Annotated in this window: 17 protein-coding genes and 1 pseudogene; 11 read left to right on the top strand and 7 right to left on the bottom strand. The window is 62.3% G+C overall.

The genetic code is table 11. The features are described 5' to 3' along the window. Positions 1 to 172: 172 nt before the first annotated feature. Positions 173 to 1,051: a DMT family transporter gene (locus tag D3869_RS01270; protein WP_137138624.1), complete on the bottom strand. Its 879-nt coding sequence runs from the start codon at positions 1,049 to 1,051 to the stop codon at positions 173 to 175. A 174-nt stretch (positions 1,052 to 1,225) separates the two neighbouring features. On the opposite strand from D3869_RS01270, the gene D3869_RS32940 reads away from it, so the two are divergent. Beyond that, on the top strand, positions 1,226 to 2,311 hold the full coding sequence (locus tag D3869_RS32940; RefSeq protein ID WP_175426375.1) for a calcium-binding protein: 1,086 nt from the start codon (positions 1,226 to 1,228) through the stop codon (positions 2,309 to 2,311). Positions 2,312 to 2,339: 28 nt separating this feature from the next. Here D3869_RS32940 and D3869_RS01260 read toward each other — a convergent pair whose 3' ends face one another. Next, positions 2,340 to 2,579, bottom strand: a complete 240-nt coding sequence (locus D3869_RS01260; protein ID WP_137138623.1) for a hypothetical protein — start codon at positions 2,577 to 2,579, stop codon at positions 2,340 to 2,342. A gap of 224 nt (positions 2,580 to 2,803) precedes the next feature. Between D3869_RS01260 and D3869_RS01255 the strand changes: the two genes are divergently transcribed. Both D3869_RS01255 and D3869_RS01250 read left to right on the top strand, forming a co-directional pair. Continuing rightward, on the top strand, positions 2,804 to 3,232 hold the full coding sequence (locus D3869_RS01255) for a LexA family protein (RefSeq protein WP_137138622.1): 429 nt from the start codon (positions 2,804 to 2,806) through the stop codon (positions 3,230 to 3,232). Between the two features lie 5 nt (positions 3,233 to 3,237). Beyond that, positions 3,238 to 4,512, top strand: a complete 1,275-nt coding sequence (locus D3869_RS01250) for a Y-family DNA polymerase (protein ID WP_137138621.1) — start codon at positions 3,238 to 3,240, stop codon at positions 4,510 to 4,512. 69 nt (positions 4,513 to 4,581) lie between these two features. On the opposite strand, the gene D3869_RS01245 is transcribed toward D3869_RS01250, so the two are convergent. Then, complete coding sequence (locus D3869_RS01245; RefSeq protein WP_137138620.1) at positions 4,582 to 4,812, bottom strand: hypothetical protein; 231 nt, start codon at positions 4,810 to 4,812, stop codon at positions 4,582 to 4,584. Positions 4,813 to 4,999: 187 nt separating this feature from the next. Here D3869_RS01245 and D3869_RS01240 point away from each other — a divergent pair, with 187 nt between their 5' ends. The 7 genes and pseudogenes from D3869_RS01240 to tnpC all read left to right on the top strand — a co-directional run bounded on the left by D3869_RS01240 (position 5,000) and on the right by tnpC (position 12,015). Continuing rightward, positions 5,000 to 5,461, top strand: a complete 462-nt coding sequence (locus tag D3869_RS01240) for a ribbon-helix-helix domain-containing protein (RefSeq protein WP_175426374.1) — start codon at positions 5,000 to 5,002, stop codon at positions 5,459 to 5,461. Positions 5,462 to 5,764: 303 nt separating this feature from the next. Beyond that, positions 5,765 to 6,631, top strand: a complete 867-nt coding sequence (locus D3869_RS01235) for a hypothetical protein (RefSeq protein ID WP_137138618.1) — start codon at positions 5,765 to 5,767, stop codon at positions 6,629 to 6,631. Further along, complete coding sequence (locus D3869_RS01230; protein ID WP_137138617.1) at positions 6,628 to 8,841, top strand: UvrD-helicase domain-containing protein; 2,214 nt, start codon at positions 6,628 to 6,630, stop codon at positions 8,839 to 8,841. The genes D3869_RS01235 and D3869_RS01230 overlap by 4 nt, the downstream gene beginning before the upstream one ends. A 56-nt stretch (positions 8,842 to 8,897) precedes the next feature. Next, a pseudogene (locus tag D3869_RS01225) lies at positions 8,898 to 9,233 on the top strand (helix-turn-helix domain-containing protein); the annotation flags it as partial. A 340-nt stretch (positions 9,234 to 9,573) separates the two neighbouring features. Then, complete coding sequence (gene tnpA, locus D3869_RS01220) at positions 9,574 to 9,984, top strand: IS66-like element accessory protein TnpA (RefSeq protein ID WP_137138616.1); 411 nt, start codon at positions 9,574 to 9,576, stop codon at positions 9,982 to 9,984. Then, a complete protein-coding gene (gene tnpB / locus D3869_RS01215; protein WP_137138615.1) occupies positions 9,981 to 10,328 on the top strand; it encodes an IS66 family insertion sequence element accessory protein TnpB in 348 nt (115 codons plus the stop codon). The genes tnpA and tnpB overlap by 4 nt, the downstream gene beginning before the upstream one ends. Positions 10,329 to 10,407: 79 nt before the next feature. After that, positions 10,408 to 12,015 (top strand): IS66 family transposase, encoded by a 1,608-nt coding sequence (tnpC, locus tag D3869_RS01210; RefSeq protein WP_137138614.1) that lies wholly within the window; start codon positions 10,408 to 10,410, stop codon positions 12,013 to 12,015. 9 nt (positions 12,016 to 12,024) lie between these two features. Here tnpC and D3869_RS01205 read toward each other — a convergent pair whose 3' ends face one another. Beyond that, positions 12,025 to 12,240 (bottom strand): hypothetical protein, encoded by a 216-nt coding sequence (locus tag D3869_RS01205; RefSeq protein WP_137138613.1) that lies wholly within the window; start codon positions 12,238 to 12,240, stop codon positions 12,025 to 12,027. A 414-nt stretch (positions 12,241 to 12,654) separates the two neighbouring features. Beyond that, on the bottom strand, positions 12,655 to 14,334 hold the full coding sequence (locus D3869_RS01195; protein ID WP_432613404.1) for a cation:proton antiporter: 1,680 nt from the start codon (positions 14,332 to 14,334) through the stop codon (positions 12,655 to 12,657). 349 nt (positions 14,335 to 14,683) lie between these two features. On the opposite strand from D3869_RS01195, the gene D3869_RS01190 reads away from it, so the two are divergent. Then, complete coding sequence (locus tag D3869_RS01190; RefSeq protein ID WP_137138610.1) at positions 14,684 to 15,022, top strand: hypothetical protein; 339 nt, start codon at positions 14,684 to 14,686, stop codon at positions 15,020 to 15,022. Between the two features lie 54 nt (positions 15,023 to 15,076). Here D3869_RS01190 and D3869_RS01185 read toward each other — a convergent pair whose 3' ends face one another. Then, the gene (locus tag D3869_RS01185) at positions 15,077 to 15,574 is read right to left on the bottom strand and encodes a DUF934 domain-containing protein (protein WP_137138609.1); all 498 of its coding nucleotides are present in this window, start codon (positions 15,572 to 15,574) and stop codon (positions 15,077 to 15,079) included. After that, positions 15,561 to 17,249 (bottom strand): nitrite/sulfite reductase, encoded by a 1,689-nt coding sequence (locus tag D3869_RS01180; RefSeq protein ID WP_137138608.1) that lies wholly within the window; start codon positions 17,247 to 17,249, stop codon positions 15,561 to 15,563. The genes D3869_RS01185 and D3869_RS01180 overlap by 14 nt, the downstream gene beginning before the upstream one ends. Positions 17,250 to 17,258: the final 9 nt, after the last annotated feature.

The raw sequence follows: 17,258 nt of genomic DNA, 5'->3' as shown, positions 1-17,258 counted from the left end.
AAGCCTTGCTGGGAATTTCGTTGCGCAACCGGTGTGGCCAAGTGGGTAGCGAACTTTTTTAGTTGCAGTAAGATTGCTGCATACCAGCATGTGTAGGTGATGGGTGAGGTTGCGCGATACGATAATAATGTTGCGCAATTTTCTCGAATTATGGGACCGACTCGGACGAATTTTAGCGCGAATCGGACCGCTCCGCCCGAAACACGTAAAGCGCCGCCCCGATGATCATTCCCGACCCGACCGCCTGCATGCTGCCCGGCACCTCGCCGAACAGCGCGTAGCCGGCCACCAAGGCAATCGGCACGTCGATCAGCGACAACGGTGCCAGCCGGGCAGGGGAGGCGTAGCGGTAGCCGCGGACCGTGAACCATTGCGCCAGCCCGCTCAGCAGGGCCATGCCGACCAACAGCGGGATATCGGCGGCCGGCGGCTCGATCGCCACGCTGGACGCTGGCACCGCCACCACGGCGGTCACCAGGATCGCGGAGACGGCCACCACGACGCTCGGCGGGTTGGTCAGGGCCAGCCGGCGCATGCAGATGTGGCTCCCGGCTCCGGCGAGGGCGGCAAGCGGCAGGATCAGCGCCTCCCAACCGTGCCACACAGCCGCCGGCGTCCCAATGGCGGAGAGGCGAGGCCAGAGCGCTACGACGCCCCCTGCGATGCCGAGGCCGACCGCGGCCCACACGTCGGGGCCAACCCGCTCCTTCAGGAACAGCCAAGCCATGGGCACCACCAACGCAGCTCGGACGTACATAAAGGCGGTGACCAGGGCGACGGGCAGGGTGGCGTAAGAGTGGACCAGCGCGATCAGCGACACCGCGCCCACAACCGCCCGCACGAGGTGGATGTGTGGGTCCCGGAGTTGGCGCAGGTGCAAGAAGGCCCGCCACGCGACCAGCACCATGATCAAGCCGCCGGCTGACCGGAACATGGCCATCTCCAGCGGCGGCAGCTTAGCGCCCAGGTGCCGGATCGCGATGTTGGCGGCCATGAAGGCGAGCGCGGACGCGATGATCCATAGGGCGCCGGTGATCGTGGGGCGGGGCATGTCGGAAGGCTTCCACCGTTGGGGGTGTGGAAGGGCTAGCAGATGCTAAGGGGAGCGTACAATTGTAGATTAAGAACCTAGACAGGTCCGGGTTTCTTGGTGATTATCCATTAAAGGTTGGCATAGCCTTGTTTGGCTTGGTTGTAAATTGTACGCATATGAATGGAGATACCGATGGCGCGCAATCCGTTTTGGACTGAAACCCACGCAGCGAGCGAAATGAGTCTGGAGTCATGGAAAAATCCTGACGCCAAGGTCTCCTTTGTGGCAAGTGGATCAAGTTTATACGAGAATTTAGGTACCGCATCGGGCGTGTTTACAACCTACGAAGTTATCGACTTTGTGACAGTCAATCTCTCAAGTAACGCAACCTATAACTTCATCGCTAAAGGAACCTATCAGGTTGATCTCAGCATCTTCGATTCGAGCGGATATCTTCTTCGCTACGTCGATGGTGATGATATTGGGGCGTATGACCAATACAGCTACGATAGTATCGTAGGATTCAAGCCGGATGCGACCGGTACTTATTATTTGAGTGTATCGAATTCTTACATTCGTGGATCGGGTTCTTGGGGGCTTGCGGTTGCTGAGGATGTGGGGGGAGACGGCAAGAACACCTCCTCGCAAACGTCGCAGCCGACCGGCACCGGATCACGTAGCGAGGATATTCCGGCGCCGCCGACAGCGGTGACGGGTACAGAGGCCAAGGGCAGCGAGCCGGCCGCGGTCTTTTCTCGATCAGTCGGTGGGGTCGGCGACAGCGTTGCAGCCACAGCCTATTCCGGCCCGGTTGCCGGGCTCAAGTGGCAGCTCATCGGGTCTTCGGCGGACGAAGCCGTGAATGGATCGACCGACGGAGATTTCTTCAACATGACCGCCGGCAACGATGCCGTTAACGCAGGTGACGGGAATGATGTGATCGATGGCGGAACCGGCTCAAACTTCCTGACCGGTGGCGCTGGTTCGGACACGTTCTTCTTGGATGGTCGCGGTGGCGGGGTCACGTGGTCCACTGTGACAGATTTGGAGGCTGGGGAGTGGACCACTGCCTGGGGCTGGAACGAAGGGACATCAAAAATTACGTGGGCCGAGATGTCTGGTGCCGACAATTACAAGGGCGCCACGGCGCATATCGACCTTGACAACAACGGCTCGATCGACATGAGCGTGACGTTCTCCGGCAAGGCCATTGGTGCCATCACGCAAACCATTGGGACCGTGGGATCTGACTCTTACCTTGCCTTCATTCTGAAGTAAGTTGTGATAGGTCATGCGGCGAGGATGGTCATGGATTCGCCCTCGCCGCCTCTATGTTGGCAACGAGCTGATCGCGCAAGGCCAGCACCTCGCCCTCATCGCCGAGACCGGCCTTGCGCTGACGCCTGATCTCCCACCCCAAGGCGGCGTTGACCAGTAACCGGACCTTTTCCCCGCCGGCGCGAACCACGTCAACCACCGGCGGTGTGCAGCCGCCTGGATCGCGGGGGGCGGTGTTGATCGCCTTGATCAGGTCCTGATAGTTCATGCGATGCCTCTGGTGTTGCCTACCGCCGAGAGCCGGCCCGGGGCGGGGATGTGTAGGCCGGGTAGGGTGAAACCGCCACCATCCTGCGGGTGATAAACCGGGACGATATTCCCATTTTGACCGCTGCTCCGCACTCCCCAACGTTGGTGTCAACCGCTTTTAGTTCTTGAAAAGTTCTCGTTCCGCGCCATCCTCGCCTGAGGGTTCAGATGGGGGAGGTGGGCATGAAGACGCCGGTTCCGGTGTTGATGACGTCGTGTCCGGTGGTGGCGGTCGAGGCGGTGGTGTCGGCGGGCTTTCCCAGCCCGGCGGCGGACTATGTCGAGGGCCGAATCGATCTCGCCGAAGTTCTGGTCCCGCACCCCTCCGCCACCTTTACCCTGCGCGTTGCCGGCCACAGCATGACGCGGGCGGGCATCCATGACGGTGACTTGGCCATCGTGGATCGCAGCCTGACCGCCCGGCATGACGATGTTGTGGTGGCGGTGCTGGACGGCGAACTGGTCTGCAAGCGGCTGCTGATCCGGGGGCGGCGGGTCTACCTGATCCCGGAGACCGACGATCCGAGCTACCGGCCCACCGAGGTCACCGACCGACCCGGCTTCGAGGTGTGGGGTGTGGTCACCAGCACCGTGCGCCTGCATCGGCGCTGATGGCCATGGCGCCGCCGCGGGTCTACGGGCTGGTGGACTGCAACAATTTCTATGTGAGCTGCGAACGGGTCTTCGACCCCCGGCTCGAAGGCGTCCCGGTCGGCGTGCTTTCGAACAACGACGGGTGCTTCGTCGCCCGCTCCGCCGAGCTGAAAGCGTTGGGCGTGAAGATGGGCCAGCCGCTGTTCGAGGTGCGCGATCTGGTCCGCCAGCATCGAGTACGGGTGCTGTCCTCCAACTACTCGCTGTATGGCGACCTATCGGCCCGGGTGACCGACTGCCTGCGCGGCTTCACGCCACGGCTGGAGGTCTATAGCATCGACGAGTCCTTCCTGGATCTCTCCGGCTTCGAGGGCCGCGACCTTCGGGCCTACGCCGCAGAGATCCGGGCGACGGTCCGGCGGTGGACCGGCATTCCGACCTGCGTCGGGATCGCCGTGACGAAGACGCTGGCCAAGCTGGCGAACCACGCTGCCAAGAAGACGCTGTTGGACGACAGCGGCGTCTGCGCCCTGGGCGGCGAATCGGAGCGTGAGCATGTGCTGCGCGTCGTGCCAGTTGAGGACGTCTGGGGCATCGGCCGGCGCAGCGCCGAGAAGCTGGGCATGCTGGGGGTGAAGACCGCGGCGGATCTGCGCGACATGGAGCCCCGGCGCGCCCGGCAGGTGCTGACCGTGGTGGGCGAGCGGATTGTCTACGAGCTGCGCGGGCTGTCCTGCCTGCCGCTCGATCAGGCGCCGGCGCCGCGCAAGACGACGGCCGTTACCCGCAGCTTCGGCCAGCCGGTGACGGAGTGGGAGCCGATGAGGGAGGCGGTGGCGGCCTATGCGACTCGGGCCGGGGAGAAGTTGCGCGCCGAGGGGCTGGCCGCCGAAGCCCTCCAGGTCTTCATGCACACGTCGCCCTTCCGGCCCGGTCCGGCCTACAGCAACGCCGCCACGGTCGAACTGCGGCCGGCGACCGACGACACCTTCGCGCTGATCGCTGCGGCGACGGCCGGCGCCCGCAGGATCTGGCGCGAAGGCTTCCAGTTCAGCAAGGCCGGTGTGATCCTGACCGGGCTGGTGCCGGTTACCAAGGTGCAGCCTGACCTGCTGGCCGCTGCCGATCGGGCGCGCGGCGCACGGCTCATGGCGGCGATGGACGCGATCAACAGCCGGATGGGCCGCGACACGCTGGTGCCGGCGGCCACAATCGGCCGAGCTTGGCGGATGCGCCAGGATAGCCGTTCGCCCAGCTATACGACTGCGTTGGCAGATGTGCCGGTGGTGCGGGCGTGAGCGGTGATCGTGGATGCCATGATAGCCGCTCTCATCATGTCCCCGGGGCGCTTCTGGCCTTGTAGTCCCTTAGGCATTGCGGTTTCTCAGTTCGCCAAAGCTACCGAGCTGGCAGTGCTCTACGAGTATCTGGGCGTTGGAAATGGCATCTTCACGGCTCAGAAAGTGCCCATCGCAGATGTAAGGCTTTTCCCGAAAAGCCGGCGGGGTCCTGTCCGACGTTGCTATCCAAAACCTGCCCTGGCTGTCTTCCGTGACGGATACCCCGAAGACATCGTCTTTCCAGATGATCGCGCTCAATGGTCGTCTCCCATGTTGTCGGCCATGCTTTCCGCTAAGCATATAGGATGGCGCGAGTTGATGCGAGATGTTGCACAACCTATTCGAGCCTGCTGTTGGGTTGGATGAACCACCATCATGCCCGTTTGGATCGCCCCTTTCCTGGCTTGTAAGCGACCATGGATCGCGTTTAGAGGCCCCGATTCGCATGAAAATCGCGCGTCATTGTGCCCGTGGTGTGGCGATTGATTTTATTCGATTGCAAAACATACACTGGTGCACACTCGCGAAAGGGCGGGCCATGCTCGTGCAAAAGAACGTGACTGTGAACGGGCGCCGCACGTCGATGCGGCTGGAGCCGTTAATGTGGGAATCCCTTGACGATATCTGCAACCGTGAAGGGACAAGCGTAAACGAAGTGGTGAGCTTCGTGGAAACGAAGGTTATTTCCCTTTATCGCGCTTGTCCTAATTTGGCGTCATCCGTCAGGGCCTTCATCGCCGATTACTTCCGGGCGGCGGCCACCGAAGAGCGGCACCGGCTGGCCGGGCATGGGTGCGGAGATCCTGTTGAGGTGATGGCGCAGGATGCGGCCCCGAAGATGGAAGTTGTGGAACTGCCGGAACACTCTGGGCAGCTGGCCAGCGAGGAGAGGTGCCTGATTGCCTAACAGGCCCCGCCTGCTATCGAGGTCGGTTCAACACATTTGGCCGAGGAACTGCAGTCTGGCAGGCAGAGGCGCCGGCACGCGCCAGCCTGTGGTGGTCGCGCATCTGGAAGACTTTTCAGTCAGCTGCGCATCGAAAGCTCACTATGAGTACCGATCATAATCTCATAGAGGCGCGTTCCTTAGAACCGAACACACTTAAAATTGGAAGCCTATCACCTCAAGTCGATAAAATCGAACATTGCCATACCAAAACCAGTATGAGAGGGTGTGATCCCTCAACCTATTCAACCGTATGTGAACCCTATGGTCGACACCATTCCCGTTGAAGACAGCTCGCCCTTACTGCAGGGGGACATATTGGTTTGGCCTAACCGCTATGGCGTTTGGGATCGCTATGGAGTTGTCCTAACAGCAGACTGTGACATTGAAAACGATAAAAGCCATGGATTGATCAGCTATGTTCCACTCCTCACATTTTCAGGATATGTACAAGAAGTTATTTTCAATTCAATAAAGAAGCAGGAGTCTGGCGAGCAAATTGAGTCGATTTGGAAGCAAATTAATAAACTAAATCGTGAAAATCACAGTGATGCCCCGCTTCTCACGAAATCAGATATAATCGACTGGGTTATGAGCGAGGATGGAGCATTGATAGCTGAAGCTATTGGATGTAAAAATCGTAATGAAATAACTAAGCTTTCGAGAAAGATAGAAATTTTCCGCGCCTTTGCGACTCTACCTAATGCGGCGCAGGATTACACTGAAGCCATAAACTCTTTAAAAATTGCCTACGCAGTTAAAGAAAAAGGAAAGCAGGATGCCGCGTTAAAAATTGTTCAAGATAAAATAAAAAGCTCATTTGATAATCTTCCCGAGAGTACATTCTTGATTACATCTGTTCAGGGGTCTGAGGATAGCGGGTTGATAGCAATGCTCAGCCACCTCAGGCAAACAAAACGGGAGAATATATACTTTCTTTTATCCGAGATTGTGTCAGATGATCATGCTCTCCGCTTTTCTAGACTCGAAAAAGACTACAAATATGGAGTTGCGCAACGTTTCGGACATTTATTCAGCCGAATAGGTTTCGATATCGCATATGATCGTCAGTGCGAAGCTATCATATCTCGTTTTTCAGAGCGGCCGCTTACTTCAGGAGAATCCAAATGATTACTTGGAATGTTGAGTTATCCGCACTAAAGATGTTTACCACTTATACAAGACTGCTCGATCTACTCCGTAGTGGAGCCCTGCCGGAGGATGGCCTCACGTTGTTCCGAGTTGGACAAATGCTCTACGCGCTAGGCCCTGATGCGACTGAGCAGTCTCAGTTAGCGGTAATCAGGATGACGGGTGGTGGCATTGTTGACAGCTTACCCGAGGAACGACACAGTGAGGCATTATCGCGTGCACTCACAGCCTCCTTAAGTGTATTTGAAGCATCCGTGAAAATTCCTGAGGGGTGGCACAAATTTAATCACGGTAGCATTGTAACTTTTCAATCAGACGCCAAAAACGTTGGCGAAAACGTGCGCCTTTTGTTGGACCGAAGGCCAGACGGGAGTAATCACTCATATATATTTGGAGTTGATACCGAAAATAAAGATTGGTCGGAGCTTATTCCGGACTTTGACTTGTTCAGAAGGGCAATCGCCTCCTACCCGAAAGCTCTGCTTTTCCATCGCCGCAGGCGGAGAGAGAATGGCGGATTAAGAAACGTATTCGATTTAGGCGACAATATGCCAAACAGCATTGCCGGCGGATGGAGTTACGATAGCTGGCTTGACCGGCTTACGCAGCATCAACGCCGATTCGTCATTGAAACCCCGGCATCTCAATCAATCCGCCTCCGAGGCGCGCCAGGTACAGGTAAGACCATCGCGCTTATCTTGAAGCTTCTTCAGACGGCATACATTTCTATAAAGAATAAGAGGCCTGTGCGCTTGGCCTACATAACACCGAATAAGGCTGTTGCGGAGCAGGCTGAAAACATCATTAGATCATTAGACGAGCAGGGCATTCTTGACGGGCTGTGCGAAGACGTCACTATCGATGTGACAACTCTTCATGCTCTAGCCGCAAGACATTTAAGGCTTGACCTTGATGGAATCACTCCTTTGTCGTTGGATGCTGACGAGGGGATGCGTCTGCAGTTCGAGCTGGTCGATAGTGTCCTTAACTCATATCAGAAATCTGGATGGCTCGCTAAGAGGATGCGCTGCTCTGAGCTCTTCCAGAAGCAGATGGGATATAATTTGTCCAGCATTGAAAGAAGGGCTTTTGTCTACGAGATAATGAATGAGTTCGGCGCCATTCTTGATGCTTACGGCGCTGGCTCATTCGATGAAAAGGCTTCGAAGTATTTGAAGGAAAAACGTCCGTCTTGGTCAATGCAGCTTAACAAGGATGGTGACAGGCAGGTCGTAATTGACCTCTACCGCATTTACAAGAAAGAGCTTTCTGATATGGGAACAATCAGCAACGATCAGCTTGTTGCCGATTTCCTCGGTCACTTGGATCAGTTTAGGTGGTCAAATCTCCGCAAGCGGGACGGTTATGACGTTATATTCGTAGATGAACTGCATTTCTTCAATAAACAAGACAGGTCAGCCTTTCATCTTTTGACAAGGAAACAAGAGGAGCCTCCTGTCGTAATAATGGCCTATGATCCTAAACAGTCAACTCGCGATCTATTCTTGCCAAGCCTTGATGGAGAGGAAGGGAACTCTGCGCTATGGCGAGAAACAAAGCTTGGGAGAATTGAGCGAATGGATTTGACCGATGTGTTTAGATACACGCCGGAGATCCTTAGGCTCGTTTCATACATCGATGCACTCTATCCGGCTTCCCTTTTGGGGAGCGACTGGGCACCCCACGCTAGCTTTTCCCGGCTTGAACCGGGTCCACTCCCTACAATTAGTGAGCACGCAGACGATCTGTCTTTGTACAACCAAATCTTCAATAAAGCCGAACGTCTTGCGCACCAACAGAGAAGAGGATCTGATGTTGCGATCCTGTCTCTGTCACATGACCTATTCCATTCCTATTTGCGTGCTGGAGCAAAAAAGGACTCGTATCTTCCAATTACATCACGTGATGAGATTGTCTCTATACAACATGCAGGGAAGCGCTTTGTCTTCAGCATGCCAGAGTATGTTGCTGGCCTACAGTTCAAAACTGTATTTGTTATTGGCTGCAATAGGCAGGACGCTGCTGCGGTTGGAACGCACCCTGATGCTCGTCGCCGATTCGCCTCGCTTGCTTATCTTGCAATTTCACGCGCTGAAAAGGTGGTTGAGCTTCATTATAGCCTTGAACGAGGAGGGCCAGCAGAACTGTTCCATAATGCAATAGAGCAGGAGATATTGCGACTGATCTAGTGCACTGACGCAGACGCAGGATTCACATTGGGCGGCGGTCGTGCGATTCTGTCGGCATGGCCCAGACCGTCAGCGTCATCGTTGGACCGGAGGACCGCGCGCGCTTGGCCGCGATCCTCGGCGACCGGAACCGCCCGCTCAAGCACACGCAGCGGGCGAACATCATCGTGCTCTCGGCCGAGCGGCTACCGGTGCAGGATGTGGCGCGCCGCGCCGGTGTCAGCCGCCCGGCGGTCTGGCGCTGGCAGGTGCGCTACGCCGAACAAGGCGTGGATGCGCTGTTGCGCGACAAGACGCGCAAGACCGGCCGGGCACCGCTGCCGACCGCCATCGTGGCCAAGGTGCTGGCGCTGACCTGCTCGGAACCCCCCGACGCCGTGACGACTGGCAGAATTTGGCGAGCTGGCCAGCGAGGTCCGGGCACTCGCCAGCAGCGCGCTGTTTTTCCTGGGCGAGTTCGAGCGGGAGAGCCTTCAAGCAGAGAAGGCATGACGCCGTCACGCTGCATGTGTTCGCAGTCCACCCAATCAGCCGAAGTGGTTTGGCTCACGGTTTCGTGAACCATGCATACACCACCGGGAGATCGGCGGCCCCATCCTCCCCCTCGATCGCGAACAGGCGCCCGCTGTAGAACTGTACGCCTCCGGTGAGCGCCGCCTTGGCAAAGTAGGGGGTGGCGTCTGAGGTTTGTGTGGCGCGTCATCGCGCGGACGCAAACGAGTTGCAAACGTCATGGCTTATCAGCGGGTCGAGGTTCTGACGGGAACGGAGCGGCGGCGGAATTACACGCCGGCGGAGAAGGTGCGGATGGTCGAGGAGGCGTTCCGCCCCGGCGTGGTGGTGACGGAGGCGGCCCGCCGGCTGGGCGTGCACGAAAGCCTGCTGTACCGCTGGCGGGGGCTGATGAAGGCCACAGGGAGCGCCGTGGCCGAACCGTCCAGCTTCGTCGCGGTGACCATCACGCCGGAGCCGACCCTAACCGAACCGCCGGTCGTGGAGCCCCCTGGGCCATTGCCGCTTCCGGCCGCGCCGGCCACGCGCCCGGCGGTCCTCGAGGTCATCTTGCCCAGCGGGGCACGCCTGCGTCTGGAAGGGCCGGTCGACCCGGCTTTGGCGGCGGCTGTCATCGGTGCCCTGGCATGATCCCGGTGCCGAGCGGGGTGCGGGTCTGGCTGGCCACCGGGCACACCGACATGCGCAAGGGCTGGGCGAGCTTGGCGTTGCTGGTGCAGGAACGCTTCGCCCAAGACCCGCACAGCGGCCATCTCTTCATCTTCCGCGGACGCCGCGGCGATCTGGTGAAGATCATCTGGCATGACGGCCAGGGCAGTTGCCTGTTCATGAAGAGGCTGGAGCGGGGCCGTTTCATCTGGCCCACGCCGGCGGACGGCGCGGTATCGATCTCGGTCGGGCAGATGGGCTATCTGCTCGAAGGCATCGACTGGCGCAATCCGCAGAAGACTTGGCGCCCCGAGACCGCGGGGTGACTGCGACACGGTGAATCGACGGACCGGTTCAGGGGGGATTGCGGCGGTTCGACGGCGCGATCCCAGGTAAACTGGCTCCATGACCGCCACCCTGCCCGACGACATCGCCCGCTTGCGCGCCGCCTTGGCGCAGGCCGAGGCACGGGCGGACGCGGCGGAAGCCGAAGCGGCCCGGGCCAGGGCGATGGCGTCGAACACCGAGGCGCTGATCGCCAGCCTGAAGCTGGAAATCGAGAAGCTCCGGCGCGAACTCTACGGCACGCGCTCCGAGCGCAAGGCGCGCCTGCTGGACCAGTTGGAGTTCCAGCTCGAAGAGCTGGAAGCAACGGCCAGCGAGGACGAACTGGCGGCCGAGCAGGCCGCCGCCAAAACCACCGCGGTGACGGCCTTCACCCGCAAACGGCCATCGCGCCAGCCCTTTCCCGACCACCTGCCGCGTGAGCGCGTCGTTGTGCCGGCCCCGGCGAGTTGCCCGTGCTGCGGCTCGGACAAGCTGTGCAAGCTGGGCGAGACGATCACCGAGACGCTGGAGGTGATCCCGCGCCAGTGGAAGGTGATCCAGACAGTGCGGGAGCGGTTCTCCTGCCGGGCCTGCGAGACGATCAGCCAGCCGCCGGCGCCGTTCCACGCCACCCCGCGGGGCTGGGCCGGCCCCAACCTGCTGGCCACCGTTCTGTTCGAGAAGTTCGGCCAGCATCAGCCGCTGAACCGGCAAGCCGAACGCTTCGCGCGCGAGGGCGTGCCGCTCAGCCTGTCCACCCTGGCCGACCAGGTGGGCACCGCCGCCGCGGTGCTGAAGCCGCTGCACGACCTGATCGCGGCGCATGTGATGGCGGCCGGGCGGCTGCATGGAGACGACACGCCGGTGCCCGTGCTGGCCAAGGGCAAGACCGACACCGGGCGGCTGTGGGTGTATGTGCGCGATGACCGGCCGTTCGCCGGCCAAGCCCCACCGGCGGCGCTGTTTCACTATTCGCGCGACCGTAAGGGCGAGCATCCCGAACAGCACTTGGCCGGCTTCACCGGCTGGCTGCAGGCCGATGCGTTCGCCGGCTACAACCGGCTGTACGAGCCCGACCGTCGGCCGGGGCCGATCCATGCCGCGCTGTGCTGGGCGCATGCCCGGCGCGGCTTCTTCAAGTTGGCCGACATCGCCGCGAACACCAGACGCGGCAAGGACGCCCCGCCGATCTCACCGCTGGCGCTGGAGGCCGTGAGGCGCATCGACGCCCTCTTCGATCTCGAGCGCGCCTTGAACGGCAAGCCGGCGGCCGAGCGGCGGGCGGCCCGCCAGGAGCACGGCATCGCCCTGGTAGCCGCGCTGGAGGGCTGGATGCGGATGGAGCGTGCCCGGCTCTCCCGCCATGCCCCCGTGGCCAAGGCGATGGACTACATGCTGACCCGTTGGGACGGCTTCACCCGCTTCCTCGGCGATGGCCGGCTGTGCCTGACGAACAACGCCGCCGAACGCGGCCTGCGCGGGATTGCCTTGGGCAGAAAGGCGTGGCTGTTCTGCGGCTCCGATCGCGGCGGCCACCGGGCCGCCATCATGTACGGCCTGATCACCACAGCCAAGCTGAACGACGTTGACCCGCAGGCGTGGCTGGCCAATGTGCTGGCCCGCATCGCAGACCTCCCGCAAAACCGCCTGCCCGAACTGCTGCCCTGGAACTGGAAGCCAGCCTGACCGCGGCGCTCACCGGATGCTTACGTAGAACTCCACGGCCGACGGTCCGCGCAGCTTATCCGCCGAATCGGGAGAAACGAATCGGCCATCACGAAGCAAACGCCAGGAGGCGGACCCGTCGCACTGCGTCCGGGCCAACCGTTCCAGCGGGTCGGCCAGCAGGATGCTCAGCACCTGGATGGGGTTGGAGATGGTTGGTGCCGTCGCCTCCACATACTCTTCCACACGGCCATCCTGTGTGGAAATCCGTGTGGAACTCGGGGTCAAATTGTGTGGAAAAATGGCCTGATTCGGGTTTTGAAAATCCAATGATTTCAATGCCCTTACGCCTCCATCCCCATCCTGGGGGTCTGGGGGTCGCAGGTTCAAATCCTGTCGCTCCGACCAATGTTCTGGAAGATGAAAAGGCCTTGGAGCTGATCGGCTCCAAGGCCTTTTCTTTTGCTTTTCTCCAGCGGCCTGTTTGCGGAAGCCGCCGGGGCTCTGCTGGAGAGGCCGGCGGCGTTCCGTTGCCAAAGCGCGTCCGCTTAAAGCGGATTGCAATCCGCTTTGGACCGCGACGGCGGTCCCGGTCGCACATGCGACCGGAGCCCGCCGGCGAATGAGGCGATTTGAGCCTAAAGCGAACGGAAGTTCGCTTTAGGCGGCGCTTTCCGACGCGGCCACGGCCTCGTCGGTGGCGGCGTCCTGCTGGTTCATCTTGCGCCGTTGCGCGGCCATGTCGATCAGGGCGGTGCGCAGCGCCGGATGGCGGGCGGTGAACTGGTTGAAGTCGCGCCGCTCCAGCACCTGAAGCTGGCAGTAGTCGACCGCGGCGACGTCGGCGTTGCGCCGCTGGCCGCTCAGCAGCGCCATCTCGCCGAACATCGTGCCGGCGCCCAGGCGGATGGTCTGGCCCTCCATCAGCACCTCCACGGCGCCGGAGGAGATGAAGTACATGGCGTTGGCGCGGTCGCCCTTGCGGATGATCCGCTCGCCGGGCACCGCCGACTTGGGCCGGAACAGCATCATCAGCCGCTCCTGCTCGTGGGCGTCCAGCAGCGACAGCACCGGGAAGGTCTTGGCCAGCGCCTGGATTTGCAGGTCGTGCTCCTTCTCGCGCTCCTCCGCTTGGTGGCGGGCGTCGGCGAGGCTGCTCTGGAGCTGTTCGAACTGCTCCCAGCCATAGGGCGGCACACCGGCGGCCCGCTTGGCCTGGAGATGCTTGCGCAGCATCGTGACGCCCGCGAAGACCGCCGGATTCAGTGTGATCGACAGCAGCGCGCCGGCCAGCACGAGGTCGCGCCCCTCCTCCGGCAACAGGCCGAGCGACATGCCCAGCCCGACGAGGATGAAGGAGAACTCGCCGATCTGGGCGAGGCTGGCCGACACCGCCAGTCCCATGCCCACCGGGAAGCGCAGCAGGATCACGATGCCGAAGGCGATCAGCGACTTGCCGACCACGATCAGGGCCACCACGGCGATGACCGCCAGCGGGTCGCGCAGCAGGATCGACGGGTCGAACAGCATGCCGACCGACACGAAGAACAGAACGGCGAAAGCGTCCTGCAACGGCATCGAATCGGTGGCCGCCTTGTGGCTGAAGCGCGACTCGTTCAGCACCACGCCGGCGAAGAAGGCGCCCAGCGCGAAGGACACGCCGAACAGCACCGCCGAGCCGTACGCGACGCCGAGCGCGATGGCGAGAACCGACAGGGTGAACAGCTCGCGCGAGCCGGTCCGCGCCACGTTGGTCAGGATCACCGGAACGACGCGCGGGCCGAGCACGATCGCCAGAACGGAGAAGGCCGCGACCTTGCCCAGCGTCAGGGCCAGGGTGAGCCAGATCGGACCGTCCGAGCTGGCGCCATGGCCCCCGGCGGCGCCGGGCGGGTGGCCGCCCAGAACCTCCGCCAGGGCTGGCAGCAGCACGAGCGCCAGGACCATCGCGAGGTCCTCGACGATCAGCCAGCCGACCGCCACGCGTCCCTCGGCGGTGTTCAGCATGTCGCGCTCTTCCAGAGCCTTCAGCAGCACGACCGTGCTCGCCACCGACAGGCTGAGGCCCAGCACGAGGCCGGCGCCGAGGCTCCAGCCCCACAGCCAAGCCAGCCCGACTCCCAGCGCGGTGGCGAGGCCGATCTGGCCGACCGCGCCGGGAATGGCGATTTTTCGCACCGCCAGCAAGTCCGAGGGCGAGAAATGAAGACCGACGCCGAACATCAGAAGGATGACGCCGATCTCGGCCAACTGGGCGGCCAAGGCACCGTCGGCGACGAAGCCCGGCGTGAAGGGGCCGATGATGATGCCGGCGACCAGATAACCGACGAGGGGAGGCAAGCGAATGCGGTCTGCGAGGTATCCGAAGATGAAGGCCAACCCAAATGCGATGGCGATCATGGAAATTAGCGGAACGTCATGGGGCATGCGGAAATCCTGGCTGCATCGGCGCGATGCCGCATAGTACGGATTCCGTCGGCCTGTGTGGGCGGTGTTGTGGGGATTTTTTCCAGTCTCCCACCCGCTTTTTCGGGAACTGAAACGCGATTTGCGCGAATTCCCCTCAATTGCCAAATGATTCGACGAAGGTGGGGAAACGCGGTGTGACCTTGCTGGCCCGCCGTCATCAAGGGGTGGATAAGCCAGGCGGGGCCGCTATGCTTCGCCGGCCGACGGTGAGGTGAGAAGCATGGCGAGCAAAAGACGCAAGGCATCCAGGAAAGCGGGCCGGGGTCGTCCGGGGTCGGGGCGCCCGCTGGCGGGCGAATCGACAGTCCTGGAGGGGCGGGCGGCGCGGCCGCCGGTCCGGACGGCTCCCGTGACGCGCGGCCGGGGCGTGGCGAAGCGCGCCCTCTCCCTGGACGGTGATTCGGGTGCCTTCCTCGGACCCGAACAGCAGTATCTGCTGAAAAAGCGCCAGGAGGTCGAGCGGCGCGAGGCCCGGTTGCGGCGCACCGCGGGCGGTGTGCTGGCGGCGGTCGCCGCAGCGGCGGCGGCAAGCCTGTTCTGGATGTTCGGCGGGGTGTGAGCCGGACGGCGCCCGCTCCCCAGCATGTGGAAGCGGGCGCGGTGCGGCGAGGGGTCAGGACTCCAGGCGGCGGCGCAGCAGGGACAGCGGCTGCGGGTCGTCCAGCGACGGCTGGAAGGCGACGGTGATCTCCGTCAGGGCGTGGGCCCAGCTCTCCGGGTTGGTGTTCTCCGGCGCCTCGGCGGAGGTGAAGCCGGTGCGCAGGAGGAAGCGGTACTGGTCGGGGATGACGTGCCCGACCGCGCGGATCTCACCCACATACCCATAGCGCTCCCGCAGCTCGCGCGCGGTGGAGAAGCCGCGGCCGTCGCGGAACTTGGGGAACTCGATCGCCACCAGAGCGAAGCGGTCCAGATCCGGCGCGATGGCCGGGGCCAGGGTGCCGCTCTTGACCCGGACGCCCAGTGCCGCGTTGCGGCCGTCGAAGCTCGCCCGCTCCGCCTGCCAGCGCTCGAAGGTGACGATGGCGGGGCGATCGGCGGGAACCGGCTCGCCGTCGGCGACCGCGACCCACTCGTCCTCGACGATGCGGCCGTCCTTAATGAGCGGCATAGACTCTCTCCTTGAACGGGCCGTGGCCGACGCGCTTCAGCGTGTCGATGAAGCGTTCCCCGTCGTGCCGGTTGGACAGATAGACCTCGACGATGGCCTCGATGGCGTCCACCGTCTCGTCGGCGGTCACCGCCGGGCCGAGGATGTCGCCGATCGCCGTGGTCAGGGTCGGGTCGCCGCCGACGGTGATCTGATAGAACTCCTCGCCCTTCTTATCCACGCCCAGGATGCCGATGGCGCCGACATGGTGGTGGCCGCAGGCGTTGATGCAGCCGCTGATCTTGATGCCCAGCTCGCCGATGGTCTGCTGCCGCGCCGGATCGGCGAAGCGGGCCGAGATGGCCTGGGCCAGCGGGATCGAGCGGGCGTTGGCCAGCGCGCAGTAGTCGAGGCCGGGGCAGGCGATGATGTCGCCGATCAGCCCGGCGTTCGGCGTGCCCAGCCCGTTGGCCTCCAGCGCCGTCCACAGGGTGAACAGTTCGTCCTGCCGGACATGGGCTAGGACGAGGTTCTGGGCGTGGCTGACGCGGAGTTCGCCGAAGCTGTGCGCGTCGGCCAGATCGGCGATCAGCTCCATCTGCTCCGACGTGGCGTCGCCGGGGATGCCCCCGGCGGGCTTCAGGGAGATGGTGGCGGCGGCGTAGCCGGGGACCTTGTGGGCCAGCACGTTGACCGCCACCCAGCGCGCGAAGTCCGGGTTCGCGGCCTTGGCGGCCTGGAAGGACTCCGGCTCGTCGGTCAGCGTCTCGAAGGCCGGGCCGCCGAAGCGGCGGCGGATCTCGTCGACGACCTCCGGGGCGAGGCGGTATTTCGGGCCGCGCAGGCGGGCGAACTCCTCCTCCACCTCCTGGGTGAACTTTTCCTGGCCCAGCTCGTGGACGAGGATCTTGATGCGCGCCTTGTAGATGTTGTCGCGCCTGCCATACTGGTTGTAGACGCGCAGGATGGCTTCGAGATAGGCGACGAAGTCCTCCTCCGGCACCCAGTCGCGGATCAGCTTGCCGATGAAGGGCGAGCGGCCGAGGCCGCCGCCGACGTAGAAGGTGAAGCCGACCTCGCCCCGCTCGTTGCGCTTGGCGAAGACGCCGACGTCATGGACGCGGATGGCCGCGCGGTCGGCGTCCGACCCCATGATGGCGATCTTGAACTTGCGCGGCAGGAAGGTGAATTCGGGGTGCAGGGTCGTCCACTGCCGCAGGATCTCGGCGTAGACGCGCCCGTCCACCACCTCGTCACGCGCGGCGCCCACGAACTGGTCGGTGGTGACGTTGCGCACGCAGTTGCCGCTGGTCTGCAGCGCGTGCATGTCCACCTCGGCCAGCTCGTGCAGGATCGCCGGGGTGTCTTCCAGCTTGATCCAGTTGAACTGCAGATTCTGGCGGGTGGTGAAGTGGCCGTAGCCCTTGTCGTACTTCCGCCCGATCTCGGCCAGCTTGCGGAGCTGCCGCGCGGTCAGGACGCCATAGGGAACGGCGATGCGCAGCATGTAGGCGTGGAGCTGGAGGTACAGGCCGTTCATCAGCCGCAGGGGCTTGAACTCGTCCTCCGTCAGCTCGCCGGACAGGCGGCGCTCGACCTGGGCGCGGAACTGCTCCACGCGCTCCGCGACGAAGCGGCGGTCGATGTCGTCGTAGCTGTAGACCCCGGCGTTGCGGCCGGGCGCGATGTGGTTCATGGAACTCGC

It is taken from the genome of Azospirillum brasilense (assembly GCF_005222205.1).
Taxonomy (GTDB): Bacteria; Pseudomonadota; Alphaproteobacteria; order Azospirillales; family Azospirillaceae; genus Azospirillum; species Azospirillum brasilense_G.
This window is presented reverse-complemented; position numbering and strand designations above follow the sequence as displayed.